Annotated in this window: 11 protein-coding genes; 7 read left to right on the top strand and 4 right to left on the bottom strand. The window is 75.5% G+C overall.

All coding sequences use genetic code 11. The features are described 5' to 3' along the window. Nucleotides 1–206: 206 nt before the first annotated feature. Nucleotides 207–713, top strand: coding sequence for an NUDIX domain-containing protein (locus tag ACIRD3_RS11770; protein WP_402214386.1), 507 nt, complete (start codon nucleotides 207–209; stop codon nucleotides 711–713). 25 nt (nucleotides 714–738) lie between these two features. Here ACIRD3_RS11770 and ACIRD3_RS11765 read toward each other — a convergent pair whose 3' ends face one another. Then, a complete protein-coding gene (locus ACIRD3_RS11765; protein WP_402214384.1) occupies nucleotides 739–1,923 on the bottom strand; it encodes an erythromycin esterase family protein in 1,185 nt (394 codons plus the stop codon). A 307-nt stretch (nucleotides 1,924–2,230) separates the two neighbouring features. On the opposite strand from ACIRD3_RS11765, the gene ACIRD3_RS11760 reads away from it, so the two are divergent. After that, nucleotides 2,231–3,424, top strand: coding sequence for a Cmx/CmrA family chloramphenicol efflux MFS transporter (locus tag ACIRD3_RS11760; protein WP_402214382.1), 1,194 nt, complete (start codon nucleotides 2,231–2,233; stop codon nucleotides 3,422–3,424). A 105-nt stretch (nucleotides 3,425–3,529) separates the two neighbouring features. Here ACIRD3_RS11760 and ACIRD3_RS11755 read toward each other — a convergent pair whose 3' ends face one another. Next, entirely contained in the window at nucleotides 3,530–4,372 is an 843-nt protein-coding gene (locus tag ACIRD3_RS11755) for an alpha/beta fold hydrolase (RefSeq protein ID WP_402214380.1), read from the bottom strand. A gap of 458 nt (nucleotides 4,373–4,830) precedes the next feature. On the opposite strand from ACIRD3_RS11755, the gene ACIRD3_RS11750 reads away from it, so the two are divergent. Next, nucleotides 4,831–6,225 (top strand): MFS transporter, encoded by a 1,395-nt coding sequence (locus ACIRD3_RS11750; RefSeq protein ID WP_402214378.1) that lies wholly within the window; start codon nucleotides 4,831–4,833, stop codon nucleotides 6,223–6,225. A 74-nt stretch (nucleotides 6,226–6,299) separates the two neighbouring features. Here ACIRD3_RS11750 and ACIRD3_RS11745 read toward each other — a convergent pair whose 3' ends face one another. Continuing rightward, complete coding sequence (locus ACIRD3_RS11745) at nucleotides 6,300–7,226, bottom strand: hypothetical protein (protein ID WP_402214377.1); 927 nt, start codon at nucleotides 7,224–7,226, stop codon at nucleotides 6,300–6,302. Nucleotides 7,227–7,439: 213 nt separating this feature from the next. Here ACIRD3_RS11745 and ACIRD3_RS11740 point away from each other — a divergent pair, with 213 nt between their 5' ends. From ACIRD3_RS11740 to ACIRD3_RS11730, 3 genes are all read left to right on the top strand, one after another. Next, nucleotides 7,440–10,202, top strand: a complete 2,763-nt coding sequence (locus ACIRD3_RS11740) for an ATP-binding protein (RefSeq protein ID WP_402214748.1) — start codon at nucleotides 7,440–7,442, stop codon at nucleotides 10,200–10,202. A gap of 227 nt (nucleotides 10,203–10,429) precedes the next feature. Beyond that, a complete protein-coding gene (locus ACIRD3_RS11735) occupies nucleotides 10,430–11,533 on the top strand; it encodes an NADH:flavin oxidoreductase/NADH oxidase (protein ID WP_402214375.1) in 1,104 nt (367 codons plus the stop codon). 163 nt (nucleotides 11,534–11,696) lie between these two features. Next, nucleotides 11,697–12,113: a carboxymuconolactone decarboxylase family protein gene (locus ACIRD3_RS11730; protein ID WP_402214373.1), complete on the top strand. Its 417-nt coding sequence runs from the start codon at nucleotides 11,697–11,699 to the stop codon at nucleotides 12,111–12,113. Nucleotides 12,114–12,156: 43 nt separating this feature from the next. On the opposite strand, the gene ACIRD3_RS11725 is transcribed toward ACIRD3_RS11730, so the two are convergent. Next, the gene (locus ACIRD3_RS11725) at nucleotides 12,157–12,738 is read right to left on the bottom strand and encodes a TetR/AcrR family transcriptional regulator (RefSeq protein ID WP_402214371.1); all 582 of its coding nucleotides are present in this window, start codon (nucleotides 12,736–12,738) and stop codon (nucleotides 12,157–12,159) included. Between the two features lie 131 nt (nucleotides 12,739–12,869). On the opposite strand from ACIRD3_RS11725, the gene ACIRD3_RS11720 reads away from it, so the two are divergent. After that, nucleotides 12,870–13,823 carry an alpha/beta hydrolase family protein gene (locus ACIRD3_RS11720; protein ID WP_402214370.1) on the top strand — a complete coding sequence of 318 codons (954 nt, stop codon included), beginning with the start codon at nucleotides 12,870–12,872 and terminating at the stop codon, nucleotides 13,821–13,823. Nucleotides 13,824–14,212: the final 389 nt, after the last annotated feature.

The following is a 14,212-nucleotide window of genomic DNA, read 5'->3' as shown; positions in this document are numbered from 1 at the left end:
GAGGGGGTGTTCGTGGAGGTGTTCCTCGGGAAGGCGGTGCTGCGGCCGCTGGGGGCGACCGGGCCCGAGCGGCTGGTGGATCTCGGCTTGATCGAGTCGTTGCACCCGCGGGAGTGCGCGCCGGGGACCGGGGGGAAGGCGCGGCGCCGGCCGTTCGACGGGTGGCCCTTTCAGTCCGACGGCAAGTCCTCGCACGGGGAGCAGAGTTGAGCGCGATCCTCGGTGACAGCAAGCCTCCCGGCCGGCGGTCGGGGCAGCAGGTGTTCGTCCTGCGCGAGGACCCCAAAGGATCGGGCGACTTCTTCGTCCTGCTCGTCGACTCCGCCCATCACGACGGACTGACCCTGCCCGGCGGCAGCGCCGAGCAGAACGAGCTCCCGCACTTCGCCGCCCGCCGGCACCTGGAGACGCAGACCGGGCTCGTCCTTCCCCTCCGCACCATCCTCACCGTCGACTACTCCCCCGCCTGCGAACTCCCCGAGGCCCTGGACTTCGTGTACGCGGGCGGGGTGGTCACCGCCCGGCAGGCCGGGGCCGTCCGGCCGCACCAGCCGCCCACGGGTATCCGCGCGCTGCACTGGGTGCCCCAGCCCAAGCTGCGCCGCGTCATGGCGGACGACCAGCTCCGGCGCGTCGAGGACGCCTGGGACGCCTGGGAGCACGGCGCGGGCCTGCCGCTGCTCATCCGGGGCGTCCCCGTCCCGGTCGGCTGACCGCAAGTGCCCGACGCGCCCGCGCTCAGGCCAGCCAGTGCACCGGGGAGACCTCGCGGATGTGGATGAGGAGGTCGAAGGCCTCGGCCAGGGAGTCGACGGCCAGGTGCTCGACGGCGTCCCGCTCCACGGTGTAGACGCCGCTGATGACGCGGGCTTTCGCCGGTCCGTCCCACCGCCTGCGGACGGCGTCCTGGCGCAGGTCCAGCCAGTGGGCGGGCAGGTCCGTCCCGCCGAGTTCCGCGTCGACCAGGTCCGCGCCCGGGGCGGGGACGACGGCCACGCCGAGGTCACCGTGGTGGAAGCCGATCGCCGCGGAGACGTACTGCCCGCCGTAGCGCTTGCGCAGCAGACTGCCGGTGGTGGCCTGCGCGCCCTGCTCGGGGGCGAGACCGAAGGCGGTGTCGGTCGCGGAGGTGTGGGCGATGCCGTCCCAGTAGACGGTGCGCAGGCCGGTCCGGCGCTGGAAGTCGGTGACGAGGTCGGCCCCGACCTCCGCCTCGCCCGCGAAGGTGCCGCGCCCGGCGACGCTGCGGTCGTGGAACTCCAGGATGAGGCGCATCCGCGCGAGCGCCTCCCCGCCGGCCCCCGGGAGGGATTCGACCAACGCGAGGGCGTCGCGGGCGTGTTCGGCGAACGGCCGTCCCGGGTGGACTCCACGCGCCCGCTGGACGTGTTCGTCGAGCGTGTGGGCGGTGCGGATGGGCTCCAGGTGGGCCGTCAGCTGCGCGAGCCGCTCCGGCGCCACCGCGCGCACGTGCTCCAGGACGGCGTCGTAGTCGGCGGGCGCCGCCTGGACGGGCTTGACGCCGATGATCCGGACCGGGTCGTCCGCGTGCTCCCGGTTGAACGCCCGGATCCACTCCAGGGCGCCGGCCGTCTCCTCGGTGCGCCACGGCCTCCAGGCGCCGGCCAGCGCGGACGCGGCCGTGCCCTCGCCGCCGGCCACGTACGCGTCGAGGGCCGCGGCGGCACCGGCACCGTCCTGGAGGGCCAGCGCGCGGAAGCCGTGGTCGCGGACGAGTCGGCGGAACAGCTGGTCCCGTACCCCGAAGGTCTCCCGGGAGAAGCGCGTGGACTCCCCGACGCCGATCACCGTGGCCCCGGCGGCCAGTCGGGCGGCGATCTCGTCGAGCGCGGTGTCGGTCAGCGGGAGAACCGGCTGAGGGAGGACGGGCTGACGGCTGCTGGTTGCGGTGTCGTTCGGCATGCCGGCCAGTCTGGTAGCTCAAGTCGACTTGAGGTCAAGCGAGTCGGTCCGCTCTCCGGAACGGGCGGTTGCCGTGCCCCCGGGGGCGGGAGGTAGCGTACGGACCATGTCGAGTCCTGAGTCGGACACGGTGGGGGCTTTCGGTCACGCCGTCAGCCCCCTGAACCACTGAGCCCGTAGCCCTGTCGTCGCGCGCCGCTCCCCACCGGGGGACGGCGGAGGGACGGCGGTGGGACGCGTGTGCGCCCGGGGCTGGCCGCGGTGACGAGATGACCTTCTCGTGCCTCTCTCACCTCGGAGCCACTCGATGCCTCTTCCGCTGTACCTGCTCGCCCTGGCGGTCTTCGCCATGGGGACCTCGGAGTTCATGCTCGCCGGCCTCCTGCCGGACATCGCCTCGGATCTCGACGTCACCGTCGGGACGGCTGGCGCGCTCACCTCGGCCTTCGCGGTCGGCATGCTGGTCGGTGCCCCGCTGGTGGCCGCGCTCGCCCGGCGCTGGCCCCGGCGCGCCGCCCTGCTCGGGTTCGTGCTCGTCTTCGCGGCGGCTCACGCCGTGGGCGCCGTCAGCCCGGGCTTCCCCGTCCTGTTCGCCACCCGGGTCGTGGCCGCGCTCGCGAACGCCGGGTTCCTCGCCGTGGCCCTGACGGCTGCCGCCGCGCTGGTCCCGTCCGACCGGAGGGGACGCGCGCTGGCCGTGCTGCTGTCGGGCACGACGGTGGCCACGGTCGCCGGTGTCCCCGGGGGATCGGTGCTCGGCGCGGTGCTCGGCTGGCGGGCCGTGTTCTGGGCCGTCGCCGCGCTCTGCCTGCCGGCGGCGCTCGGCATCCTGAGGGGGATCCCGGCAGGGCGTGACGGGGACGGGGCGGCCGGCGGGCCGGTCCTGCGCGCGGAACTCGCCGAGCTCGCCAGGCCGCGGCTGGTCCTGGTGATGCTGCTCGGCGCGCTGGTGAACGCGGCGACGTTCGCGAGCCTCACCTTCCTCGCCCCCGTGGTGACCGGCGGCGCCGGGCTGGGCGAGCTGTGGGTCTCCGTCGCGCTGGTGCTCTTCGGTGCCGGTTCCTTCGTGGGCGCCACCGTCGCCGGACGGCTGTCCGACCGGCGCCCCGGGGCGGTCGTCGCGGTCGGCGGGCCGCTGCTGGTCGTCGGCTGGCCGGCTCTGGCGGTCACGGCCGACGAGCCGGTCGCCCTGTTCGTCCTCGTGTTCGCGCAGGGGGCGCTGTCGTTCGCGCTGGGCGGCACGCTGATCACGCGGGTCCTTTACGAGGCCGCGGGAGCCCCCACCATGGCCGGCTCGTACGCGACCGCGGCACTCAACGCGGGCGCCGCGGCCGGCCCCGTCATCGCCGCGGCCGCCCTGGGCACCGACGCCGGACGTCTCGGGCCGCTCTGGGCGAGCGGCCTGCTCGTCGCGGTGGCGCTGCTCATCGCGTTCCCGCTCCTCCCCGCCCTCACCGCCGGCCGCACCACCGGGTCCACGGCCGACGACCACAGCCGGTAGCCCGACGCGGAACCGGGAGGCCCGGTGCGGCCCCGCACGCTCCTGCCGGAGCGTGCGGGGTCGTCGGTCGGCGGGCCGGCGGGCCGGCTCGGCGGCCGGGGGCAGTCAGACCAGCTGCGCCGGCCCGCGCGGGGCGGTGGTGAGGAAGTCCAGGACGAGGGGCCCGGCCTGGGCGTGGAACTCCTCGAAGTAGGCGTGCCGGGCGCCGGGGATCAGGTGCAGCCGGGCGCCGGGGATGCGGTCGGCCAGCAGGGGGGCGTTGGCGGCGGGGTTGAGCAGGTCGTCGCTCCCGTGGACGACCAGGGTGGGCGCGGCGATCCGCGGCAGGAGGTCCCAGGCGTCGTGCCGGTTGCTGGCCACCAGGTGGTGGTGCCGGGCGTGGGCGGGCATGTCGGGGTCGCCGAGGGTGTGGTGCGGGCCGGGGTGGGAGTCGAGCCAGCGGGGCGTGTACATCAGCTCCAGCAGGGCCTGCCGGGCGGCGCCGGGGCGGGTCTGCGCCAGGGCCCGGCGGACGTCGTTGCCGCGTTCGACGCCGTGCGGGCCGCCGGGTGAGGTGCAGCCGAGGACCAGGGCGCCGACCCGGTGCGGGTGGCGGGCGGCGAGCTGCTGGGCGACCCGTCCGCCCATGGACGTGCCGTAGACGTCGGCCCGGTCGATGCCGAGTTCGTCGAGGACGGCGACGACGTCCCGGGCGAACAGCTCGGTGCTGTACGGGGTGTCGGGCTTGTCGCTGTCGCCGGTGCCGCGGTAGTCGAGGGTGAGGGTGCTGCGGGCGGGGTGGAAGTCGGCGCGGACCGCGTCCCACCAGTGGTGGTTGTTGGCCTGGCCCGCGAGCAGGACCAGCGTCGGCGTCCCCTCGCTGTCCTGGCCGCTCTGGCCGCCCTGGCCTTGGCCGCCCTGGAGCTGGTAGGCGATGCGGACGCCGTCCGGTGTCGTCGCGTACGTCATCGGCCCCGGTTCCCCCCTCGTTCCCGTGTCGGCGGCCAGGCTATCCCGCGCGTCCCCCGGCCCAACCCCGGGCGGCGGCCCGAGGTGGGCACCTGACCGCTGACGATGTGACACGGGTCACGGGTGAGGGCCGGTTGGGCCCCTCGGGGTGACGAGCGTCACCGCGCGGACGCGATCGGGCGGCGGTACGGCCCCGCGGCGGCCGTCGGCCGCGGCAGGACTGGCCGGGCGGCGATCCGGCACGGGCGGAGGGCCTGTCCGCTTCGGGACCTTGGGCACGAATCCGGCCGACCTTCGCCCCGGTGGTGACGGTGGCCGGGCCGGGCAACCGTGGACGGTCGCCCGGTGTGATCGGGCGGTGGCGCCGCCCGAGCCGGGCGGCGTCGTTCCCCGCCGTCTACCCGGCGCACGGACGGGCGCAGCGCCGCCCGCCGTACGCTCCGGAGGACCCCAAGCACATGTCCCAGACCATCGACAACGCCCCGTATACCGCCTTCCACCGCAGGCTGGCCCTGGCCTGCTCGGGCGGGCCGCTGCTGGACGGCTACATCCTGAGCATCGTCGGCGTCGCCCTGATCGGGATGCGTCCCGACCTCGGGCTGTCCACCGCCGAGGTCAGTCTGATCGGCGCCGCCGCCCTGGTGGGCATGTTCGTCGGCGGCGCGCTGTTCGGCGTGCTGACCGACAGGATCGGCCGGGAGGTGATGTACACCGCCGACCTGCTGGTGATGGTGGCCTGCTCGGTGGCCTCCTTCTGGGTCGACGCGGTGTGGGCGATCACCGTGCTGCGCTTCGTGCTCGGCATGGCCGTGGCCGCCGACTACCCGATCGCGACCTCTCTGCTCGCCGAGTGGCTGCCCGCCAAGCACCGCGGGCGGCTGCTCGGTCAGCAGATCGTGGCCTGGTACGCGGGCTCGGTGCTCGCGTACGTGGTGGGTTACCTGTTCCTGGAGCTGGCGGGGCCGGGCAGCTGGCGGTGGATGCTGGCGAGTTCGACGGTGCTGTGCGTGGTGTTCCTGGTGATCCGGCGCGGCTCGCCGGAGTCGCCGCGCTGGCTGGCCGCGAACGGGCGGGTCGGTGACGCGGTGCGCGTGGTCGAGAAGCACCTGGGGGTGCGGGTCGACGGCCGCGAGCTGATGCCCGATCCGGCCGGGCGCGGCGGCCCGGGCGGGCTGCGCCTGCTGCTGACCCAGCCCTACCGGCGCCGCACCCTGTTCTGCGGCCTGTTCTTCCTCTGCCAGGTCGGCCCGCTGTTCGCGATGCTCACCTTCGGCCCGCAGATCCTCTCCTCCTTCGGCATGCCGGGCGGCACCGTGATGGAGACCCTCGGCACCGGGCTGATCAGCCTGGTGTTCCTGCTGGGCTGCTACCCGGCGCTGCGCCTGATCGACAGCCGGGGGCGACGGCCCGTCATCATCTGGTCGTTCGCCCTGATGACCGTGCCGCTGGCGCTGCTGGGCGTGTGGCCGGGTGCCCCGGCCGCGGTCGCCCTGCTGGCGCTGTGCGCGTACGCCTTCCTGTGCGGCGGGCCGAACGTGCTCGACTGGACCTACCCCAACGAGCTGTTCCCGACCGAGATCCGGGCCACGGCGGTGGGTGTGGCCACCTCGGTGAGCCGGATCGGCGCGGCCGTCGGCACCTACCTGCTGCCGCTGTCGCTGACCGGGCTGGGCACCGGGCCGACCATGCTGATCGCGGCGGGCACCACGGCGCTGGGTCTGCTGGTGTGCGTGCTGTGGGCGGAGGAGACCCGGGGCACGGCGCTGGGCGCGGCTCCGGCGGCCGACGCCTCGTCGGCCGGGCGTGCGGCGCCGTCCGTCCCGGCGCAGCGCGTCCCGCAGGCGGTGCGTTGACAGCTGGTGCGCTGACGGCCGGCGTGTGAACCATCGGCGCCGCCCGGGGTCTTCCGGGCGGCGCCGGCGCTGGTTCACCGGCCGTTGACCGGAGCGTGCCCGAGGCGCTCCAGGGCGGTGGCGTAGGCCCCCCAGACGAGGAGGACGGGGCGCCGGGGGTGGGGCGGCAGGAGGTCGTCGCGTTCGACGTCCGCGGGCAGCCGGCCGGCGGCGGGCCGGATCAGTCGCTCGCGGAGGTACGCGAAGTGCGTCCAGTACGCGGCGGCCAGTGGTGCGGCGGCCACGCCCGGGGGTGTGGGCCAGGCTTCGCCGGTCTGCGGGTGGCGCGGGACCACGGCGATGTCGGGCAGGGGGCCGGAGAGCGGCAGCCCCGGTCCGGCCAGGACCGCGCGCAGGGCGGGGCCGGGTGCCGGGGGCGGCAGTTCGCCGAGGAGCGGGCGGAAGGCGTCCGCGAACGGGCCGCCGGGGAGGGTGATGAGCGCGCCCTGCGCCAGGTGGTGCAGGTGGGCGAGGGTCACGGAGGCCTCCGCCTCCCAGCGCGGGTCCCACTCGCCCGACTGGTCCAGCGGTTCGGTGGCGCACCACCGCGCGGTGAGCTCGGCCCAGCCGGCGACCGGGCGGTCCGGGCCCGCGGGTACGGCGCGCACCGCGTGCGGTTCCAGCCAGGTGGCCTGCCACAGCGAGCAGTCGTCCACCCTGGTGGCGACCTTGCGGCCGCAGCCGGCGCAGGTGACGTTCGGGCCGTAACGGCCGTCGATGCCGCAGCAGGCGCCGTACTCGCGGCGCTGGACCAGGGCGGTGCCGACGGCGTCGCCGGGGGCGATCACGATCAAGCGGGTGTCCCCGGCCGGGTCGTCGTCAGCGGCGTAGGTGCCCGAGGCCATCAGGACGGGCATCGGGTGGCCGTTGCCGTAGGAGGCGTGGGCGTAGACGGGGAACGGGACCCGGGACAACGGCGCGGTCAGGACGGCACCGCACCCCTCGCACGTGAAGACCTCCAAAAACGCACTCCCCCTTGCCCGTTCCACCCGGCATCCGGTCCCGCCCTCTGGTACCGCGCGAAGTATCGCGGGCCGGACGGCCGGGGGCCAACGGGTTTTCGGGACGGCCGTCGGACGGCTTTGTCAAGCCCCCACCGCGGCCGCCTCCGCGGCAGTACCGTCGGCCTCTCAACGGCCTTTTCGACACGGCGAATTGGAGGCAAGGTGACCGAGATGAAGCCCGGGGGCGGAGGCGGGGCCGGCGCGGAGGGTGGTCGGCTGCACGAGCGCGAGGCCGAGATCCGCTCGGCGAGCCGGGCGATCGAGGCGCTCACCGGGCCCGTCGGCACCGAGGTCGGGGAGCTGCTGCTGTACACGGGCGCGGCGGGACTGGGCAAGACCGCGGTGCTGACCGAGGTGCGGCGGGCCGCGCGGCACGCCGGCTGCACGGTGCTGTTCGCCCGGGGCGGGCAGCGCCAGTGCCACGAGCCGTTCCACGTGGTGCGCCAGCTGGTGCGCCCGGTGCTCGCGGCCCTGTCCGACGAGGAGCGGGCCCGGGCCTTCGGTCCGTGGGAGGACGTCGTCGGCCCGGCGACCGGCCTGGTGCCGCCGGGAGGGCAGCTCGACCCGCAGGGGGTGCGGGACGGGCTGGACTTCGTCCTCACCCGCCTCGTGCAGGTGCGCTCCCCGCTGGCCGTGATCGTCGACGACCTGCACTGGGCCGATCCGGAGTCGCTGGGCTGGCTGGCAGGGTTCGCGGTCCGGGTCCGGGAGCTTCCGGCCCTGCTGGTGCTGGCCAGCCGCGACGAGTTCCCCGACGACGCCCTGGCACTGCAGCGCGGCCTCGCCGAGCGGGCCGACCGCCGGCACGAACTGCGCCCGCTGCAGCCCGCCTCGGTCGCGCACCTGGTCCGCGAGGCCCTTGGTGCCGCGGCCGAGGACGCCTTCTGCCGTCACGTGTGGGCGGTCACCGGCGGCAACCCGTACGAGACCGCGGCCCTGCTGCGCGAGGTGGCCGACCAGCGGCTCGACCCGGTCGAGGAGAGCAGCGGGCAGCTGCGCGAACTCGCCGCCACCGCGCGGGGGATGACGCTGCGGCACTGGCTGGAGCGGCTCGGTCCGACCACGCTGCGCTTCGCCTGGGCGGCGTCCGTGCTGGACACCGACATCCGCCCCGACCTCGCGGCCGCGATCTGCGCCCAGGGCCCGGAGACCGCCGCCCAGTCGGTGCGGGAGCTGCGGCGCCACCGGGTGCTGACCGGCACCGCGGCGGGCCGGCTGGAGTTCGTCCACCCGCTGATCGCCACCTCGGTGTACCAGTCGATGCCGCCGTCCACCCGTACCGGGATGCACGGGGTGGCCGCCGTCGAGCTGGAGAACGCCGGCCTCGGCCTGCTGGCGGCTTCCCGGCACCTGCTGGAGATCCTGCCGGAGGGGGACGGCGCGATCGTCGACAAGCTGCGCCGGGCGGCCCGCGAGCACCTGGCCATCGGCGCGCCCGAAGCGGCGCAGCGCTGCCTGCGCCGCGCCATCAGCGAGCCGCCCGCCGACGAGGACCGCGCCCAGGTGCTCTACGAACTCGGCTGCTCGGCGCTGCTGACCGATCCGGCGACGACCGTCAACCAGCTGCGCCTGGCGCTGGCCGACCCGTACGGGCTGGGCCCGGAGCTGCGGGTGGACGCGGTCTTCCGGCTCGCCCAGGCCCTCGCGCACAGCAACCGGGTCGGCGAGGCCGCCGCGCTGTGCGCCGAGGAGGCGGCTGCCGGCGGGCCCGGGCCGGGGCGGCTGCGCCTGGAGGTCGCGCACTTCATGTTCGCCGCGTTCCAGTCGCGGGATCCGGACGGGCCGGGCCGTTCGCGGCGTCTGGCGGAGTTCGACCGGATGCTGGGCACGGTCGGTCTGGCCTTCAGCGACATCGGCGCGGGCGTCGGCGACCCCGGCGCGGGCGGGGAGGCGGCGGGCGGGGCGGTGTTCGAACGCGACGGGCTGGCGCACGCGGTGGCCGTACTGCGCTGCTGGGACCTCACGCTGCGCGGCGTCGACCGTGCGCAGGCGCTCGCCCTGGGCGAGTCCGCGCTGCCGGGTGGGCGGCTGCCGCGCAGTCTGGGCTGGACCAACACCACCTGGGGCTTCGAGCTGCCCGGGATCCTGGGCATCAGCTACCTGTACGCCGACCGGGTCGACCGGGCGGAGGAGCTGTTCGTGGAGGCGGTGCGGGCGTACGAGGTCGCCGGGTGGAGCGGCGGCCACCTGGGCTTCGCCTACCTGCTGACCGGCATGCTGCGCTTCCGGTGCGGAGCGCTCGCCGCGGCGGAGGACTACCTGCGCCGGGCGCTGCGGATCGCCGAGCGGATCGGGCCGGACGTCCCCCTGCACTGGGACGCGGTCGGGGCGCTGGCCGAGACGCTGGCCGCCCGCGGCCGGCTGGAGGAGGCGCTGGAGCTCGCGCGCGACCACGCCTTCGCTCCGCCGTACCCGACGGTGATGGTGCTGCCGGACGCCCCGACGCTGTACGGGCGCCTGCTGCTGGCCCGGGGCGACGCGGCGGGCGCGGCGGCGACGCTGGCCGCCGCCGGGGCGGCCCTGGACGCGCGCGGGTGGCGCAACACGGTGTGGGCACCGTGGCTGGGCCACCTGGCGCGGGCGGTGGCGCCCGAGGAGCCGGAGCGGGCCCGGGAGTTGGCCGCGGAGGCGGTGCGCCGGGCCCGGGAGTCGGGGACGGAGTCGGCGGTGGGCAGCGCGCTGCGGCTGTGCGCCGCCGTCCACGAGCGGTCCCGCGCGGCCGAGCTGCTGGCGGAGGCGGTCGGCGTGCTGGAGCGCTCACCGGCCCGCTACGAGCACGCGCTCGCACTGGTCGACCTGGGGCAGGCGCTGGGGACCACCGCACCGGGTGCCCGGGCCGCGCTCACCCGCGGGCTGGAGCTGGCCGGCCGGTGCGGGGCCGACGGCCTGGCCGCCCGGGCCCGCGGGCTGCTGCGGCCGGGTGGCCTGCTCTGAGCGCCGCGGCGGGCTCCGAGCGCCGCGGCGGGCTCCGAGCGCCGCGGCGGCTCTGGGCGCCGCGGCGCGTTCCGGGGGCGGGAGGCGGTCGGAGCACTCCCTGCACATACCGCACTCCTTGCAAATGTCAGGCGCGTGCAACTATCTTTGAATACATAAGTTGCAGCTGCAAGCAGTTGCGGTCGCCGCCCTCTGTCCGGCGCCGCCGACCCCACCGGGAGTCCGACGTGAGCACCACCCTCTTCACCCCGTACACCCTGCGCTCGCTGACCATCCCCAACCGGATCTGGATGCCGGCGATGTGCCAGTACAGCGCCCTGCCGGACGGGGTGGCGGCCGGGGTGCCGACGGACTGGCACTTCACCCACCTCGCGGCGCGCGCCGCCGGCGGCACCGGACTGATCATCACCGAGGCCACCGCGGTCAGCCCCGAGGGTCGCATCAGCCCGTACGACCTCGGGATCTGGAACGACGAGCAGGCCGCGGCCTTCCGCCGGATCACCGCCTTCCTGACGTCCCAGGGCACCGTCCCCGCGATCCAGCTCGCCCACGCCGGGCGCAAGGCCTCCACCGAGCGGACCTGGGTCGAGCGCGGGCGCCCGCTGGCCGCGGACGAGGAGCACGGCTGGACGCCGGTCGGCCCCGGCACCGAGCCCTTCTCCCCCGCCCACAGCGCGCCGCACGAGCTGACGGAGGACCAGATCGGCGCGATCGTGCGGCAGTTCGCCGACGCCGCCCGGCGCGCGCTGGACGCCGGCTTCCAGGTCGCCGAGGTCCACGGCGCCCACGGCTACCTGATCCACCAGTTCCTCTCCCCCCACACCAACCGCCGCACCGACGGCTACGGCGGCTCCTTCGAGGGCCGGATCCGCTTCGCACTGGAGGTCGTCGACGCGGTGCGCGCCGTGTGGCCCGAGGGGCTGCCGGTCTTCTTCCGCGTCTCCGCCACCGACTGGCTCACCGAGAACCCCGAGGACGGCCGCGAGGGCTGGACCTCCCAGGACACCGTCCGCCTCGCCAAGGAACTGCAGGCGCACGGCGTCGACCTGCTGGACGTCTCCACCGGCGGAATCGTCCCGGACGCCCGGATCGAGGCCGCGCCCGGCTTCCAGGTGCCCTTCGCCGAGGCCGTACGGGGCGAGGCCGGCCTGCCCGTGGCCGCCGTCGGCCTGATCACCGACCCCGCCCAGGCCCAGGCCCTGATCACCCAGGGCCGCGCCGACGCCGTCCTGCTCGGCCGCGAGCTGCTGCGCGACCCGTACTGGGCCCGCCACGCCGCCGCCGAACTCGGCGGCGAGGTCCCCACCCCGGCCCAGTACCACCGCGCCTGACACCCGGTCACCCCGACGTCCCGGCCCGCCCCCGCCGCCCTCCCCCGCGGGGGCGGGAGTGTCGGGCTTGAGTTGGAGCGCACTCCAAGTCCTACGGTTCTGCCCAGGTCGAAAACGCGACGCGGCCGCCGGTACGGGCGGCCCGGAGACAGGAGTGCGACACATGGGCACGAACGACGCGCAGGTCCGCCGGGAGCGCTTCGAGCACGGGCTGGAGGTGCTGGACCGGATCGACGGCGAGGTCGGGCGCCGGGTGGTGGAGTCACTGGAGGACATCAGCCCCGAACTCGGCCACCAGATCGTCGCCTGGGGATTCGGGGAGATCTACAACCGCCCCCAACTCGCCCCGCGCGACCGCCAGTTGGTCACCCTGGGCATGCTCACCGCGCTCGGCGGCTGCGAGCCGCAGCTGGAGGTCCACATCAACGCCTCCCTGAACGTGGGACTCACCCCCGAGGAGATCGTCGAGGCCCTGCTGCACTCCGCCGGCTACTGCGGCTTCCCCAAGGCCCTGAACGCCACCTTCGTCGCCAAGAAGGTCTTCACCGAACGCGGCCTCCTCCCGCTCCAGCACTCCTGACGGCCCACCACCCCGCGCGGGCGGGGACGCCCCGCCGCACCCGTCAGAGCCGCAGTCCGTGCAGGAGGAGTTCGACCAGGCGCCGCGGGTCGTACTGCGGGTCCGCGCCTCCGATGCACAGGTTGCCGATGCCGCGCATCAGTTCGTAGGGCCGGGTGTCCGGCCCGATCTCACCCGCCTGGACCGCGGCGTCGAGCAACTGCGCGCAGACCGGCAGCAGGCGGTCGAGGAAGTGGCTGTGGAGTGCGGCGAAGCCGCTGCCGTCGGACTGCATCGCGTCGGCCAGTCCGTGTTTGGTGACCAGGAAGTCGACGAAGAGGTCGATCCACTGGCACAGGGCGGCGAACGGGGAGTCGGCGTCGGCCAGTAGCCGCGGGCCGGCCTGCGCGCACTCCTCGATCTGGTGGCGGTAGACGGCCGTGATGAGATCGGCCCGGGTCGGGAAGTGCCGGTAGATCGTTCCCGTTCCGACCCCCGCCCTGGCCGCGATCTGGCGGACCGGCGCATCGACGCCGGCGGCCACGAACACCTCGGCCGCGGCCGCGAGCAGCGCCTGCTGATTGCGCAGCGCGTCGGCCCGCTTGCTCCGCGCCGACGCCTTCCCCGTGGGGCTCTCGCTGGACACGACGTCTCCCTCCGAGACCGTTGACAAAACGGAACCATGTTCCGGATAGTAAATGGGACAGCGTTCCGCTTCAGGTTAGCCGAAGCGGGACGCCCCCGGCCGAAGCCGGGAGCATCCGCGAAAGGACCCCGATGAGCGCATCCACCCAGACCGCACCCGTCCCCGTGCCCGTCCTGTCGTACAGCCCGGTGGTCCTGTCCGTGCCCGGGCGGCCGGTGGACCTCCAGGTGCGCGTCTCCGCACCCGCGACCGGACGCGGCCTTCCCGTCCTCCTGCTCTCCCACGGACACGGCCCCTCGAACAACCTGTCCTCGCTGAACGGCTACGCGCCGCTCGCCAACTCCTGGGCGGCCCAGGGGTTCGTCGTCATCCAGCCCACCCACCTCACCTCCCGGACGCTGAGCCACCTGGTCGCCGACGCCCCCGGCGCACCGGACTTCTGGCGCTCCCGCGCCGAGGACATGACCCACGTCCTCGACCGGCTCGACGTGATCGAGCGCACCGTCCCGCAGCTCGCGGGACGGATCGACCGCACCAAGGTCGCCCTCGCCGGGCACTCGCTCGGCGGCTTCACCGCCGCCCTCCTGCTGGGCGCCGGGCTCCACGACCCCGCCACCGGCGACGTGGTGCGCCTGGCGGAGCCGCGGATCACGGCGGGCGTGCTGCTCGCCGCGCCCGGCAGGGGTGGCGAGGTCCTCAACGGCCCGATGGCCGAGCAGTGGCCGATCATCGGAGCCGTCGACTTCTCCACCATGACCACCCCCGCCCTGGTCGTCGCGGGCGACAAGGACGACCCCCGGCACTTCACCGACATGGGCCCGGACTGGCACGCCGACCCCTACACCCTCGCCCCCGGCCCCAAGTCCCTGCTGACCCTGTTCGACGCGGAGCACGGACTCGGCGGGATCGCCGGGTACGACGCCGCCGAGACCACCGACGAGAACCCCGGACGGGTCGCCGCCCTCGGGCGGCTCACCGCCGCCTACCTCCACAGCCGGCTCGACCCCGGCGACCCGGCCTGGCACACCGCGTGCGAGGCCCTGGCCAGCGACCCCGACCCGGTCGGACGGGTCGAGGCCAAGTAGCCCTCGGACGGCCTCCACCCGGCCTTGGGGCGTACGTCGCCGGCTTCCACCGCCGTCTGGACGAACTGCTGGACGCCGCCCGCGCGCAGCGCCTGACGGAGGCTGGACTGGCGCCGGTCCCGGCGTACTCGGCCGATGCGCAGGACCTGCGGCCGGCGGCCGCGCTCGCCCTCGCCGCGCGGGCCGGGTTCCCGGCGGGCAGCCGCCGGCCGTGGGACGCGACGGAGGGCGGAGCGACGGAGGGCTGAGCGGCGGAGCCGCGGAGTGCGGCGGGGGGGGGGGGGGGGGGGGGGGGGGGGGGGGGGGCCGCGCCCGCCGGGGGGGGGGGGGCGGCCGCCCCCCCCCCCCCCCCCCCCCCCAAACCACCACCCCCCCCCCCCCCCCCCCCC

This window comes from Kitasatospora sp. NPDC093550, from assembly GCF_044764985.1.
Lineage (GTDB): Bacteria > Actinomycetota > Actinomycetes > Streptomycetales > Streptomycetaceae > Kitasatospora.
Note: the sequence above shows the minus strand (reverse complement) of the source record. Positions and strands in the feature narration are given on the sequence as shown.

Excerpts from the sequence above, each read along its gene's own strand:
- ACIRD3_RS11740 (WP_402214748.1), top strand. The coding sequence starts at position 7,440 with ATGAAGCCCGGGGGCGGAGGCGGGGCCGGCGCGGAGGGTGGTCGGCTG.
- ACIRD3_RS11750 (WP_402214378.1), top strand. The coding sequence starts at position 4,831 with ATGTCCCAGACCATCGACAACGCCCCGTATACCGCCTTCCACCGCAGG.
- ACIRD3_RS11730 (WP_402214373.1), top strand. The coding sequence starts at position 11,697 with ATGGGCACGAACGACGCGCAGGTCCGCCGGGAGCGCTTCGAGCACGGG.
- ACIRD3_RS11765 (WP_402214384.1), bottom strand. The coding sequence starts at position 1,923 with ATGCCGAACGACACCGCAACCAGCAGCCGTCAGCCCGTCCTCCCTCAG.
- ACIRD3_RS11760 (WP_402214382.1), top strand. The coding sequence starts at position 2,231 with ATGCCTCTTCCGCTGTACCTGCTCGCCCTGGCGGTCTTCGCCATGGGG.
- ACIRD3_RS11720 (WP_402214370.1), top strand. The coding sequence starts at position 12,870 with ATGAGCGCATCCACCCAGACCGCACCCGTCCCCGTGCCCGTCCTGTCG.
- ACIRD3_RS11755 (WP_402214380.1), bottom strand. The coding sequence starts at position 4,372 with ATGACGTACGCGACGACACCGGACGGCGTCCGCATCGCCTACCAGCTC.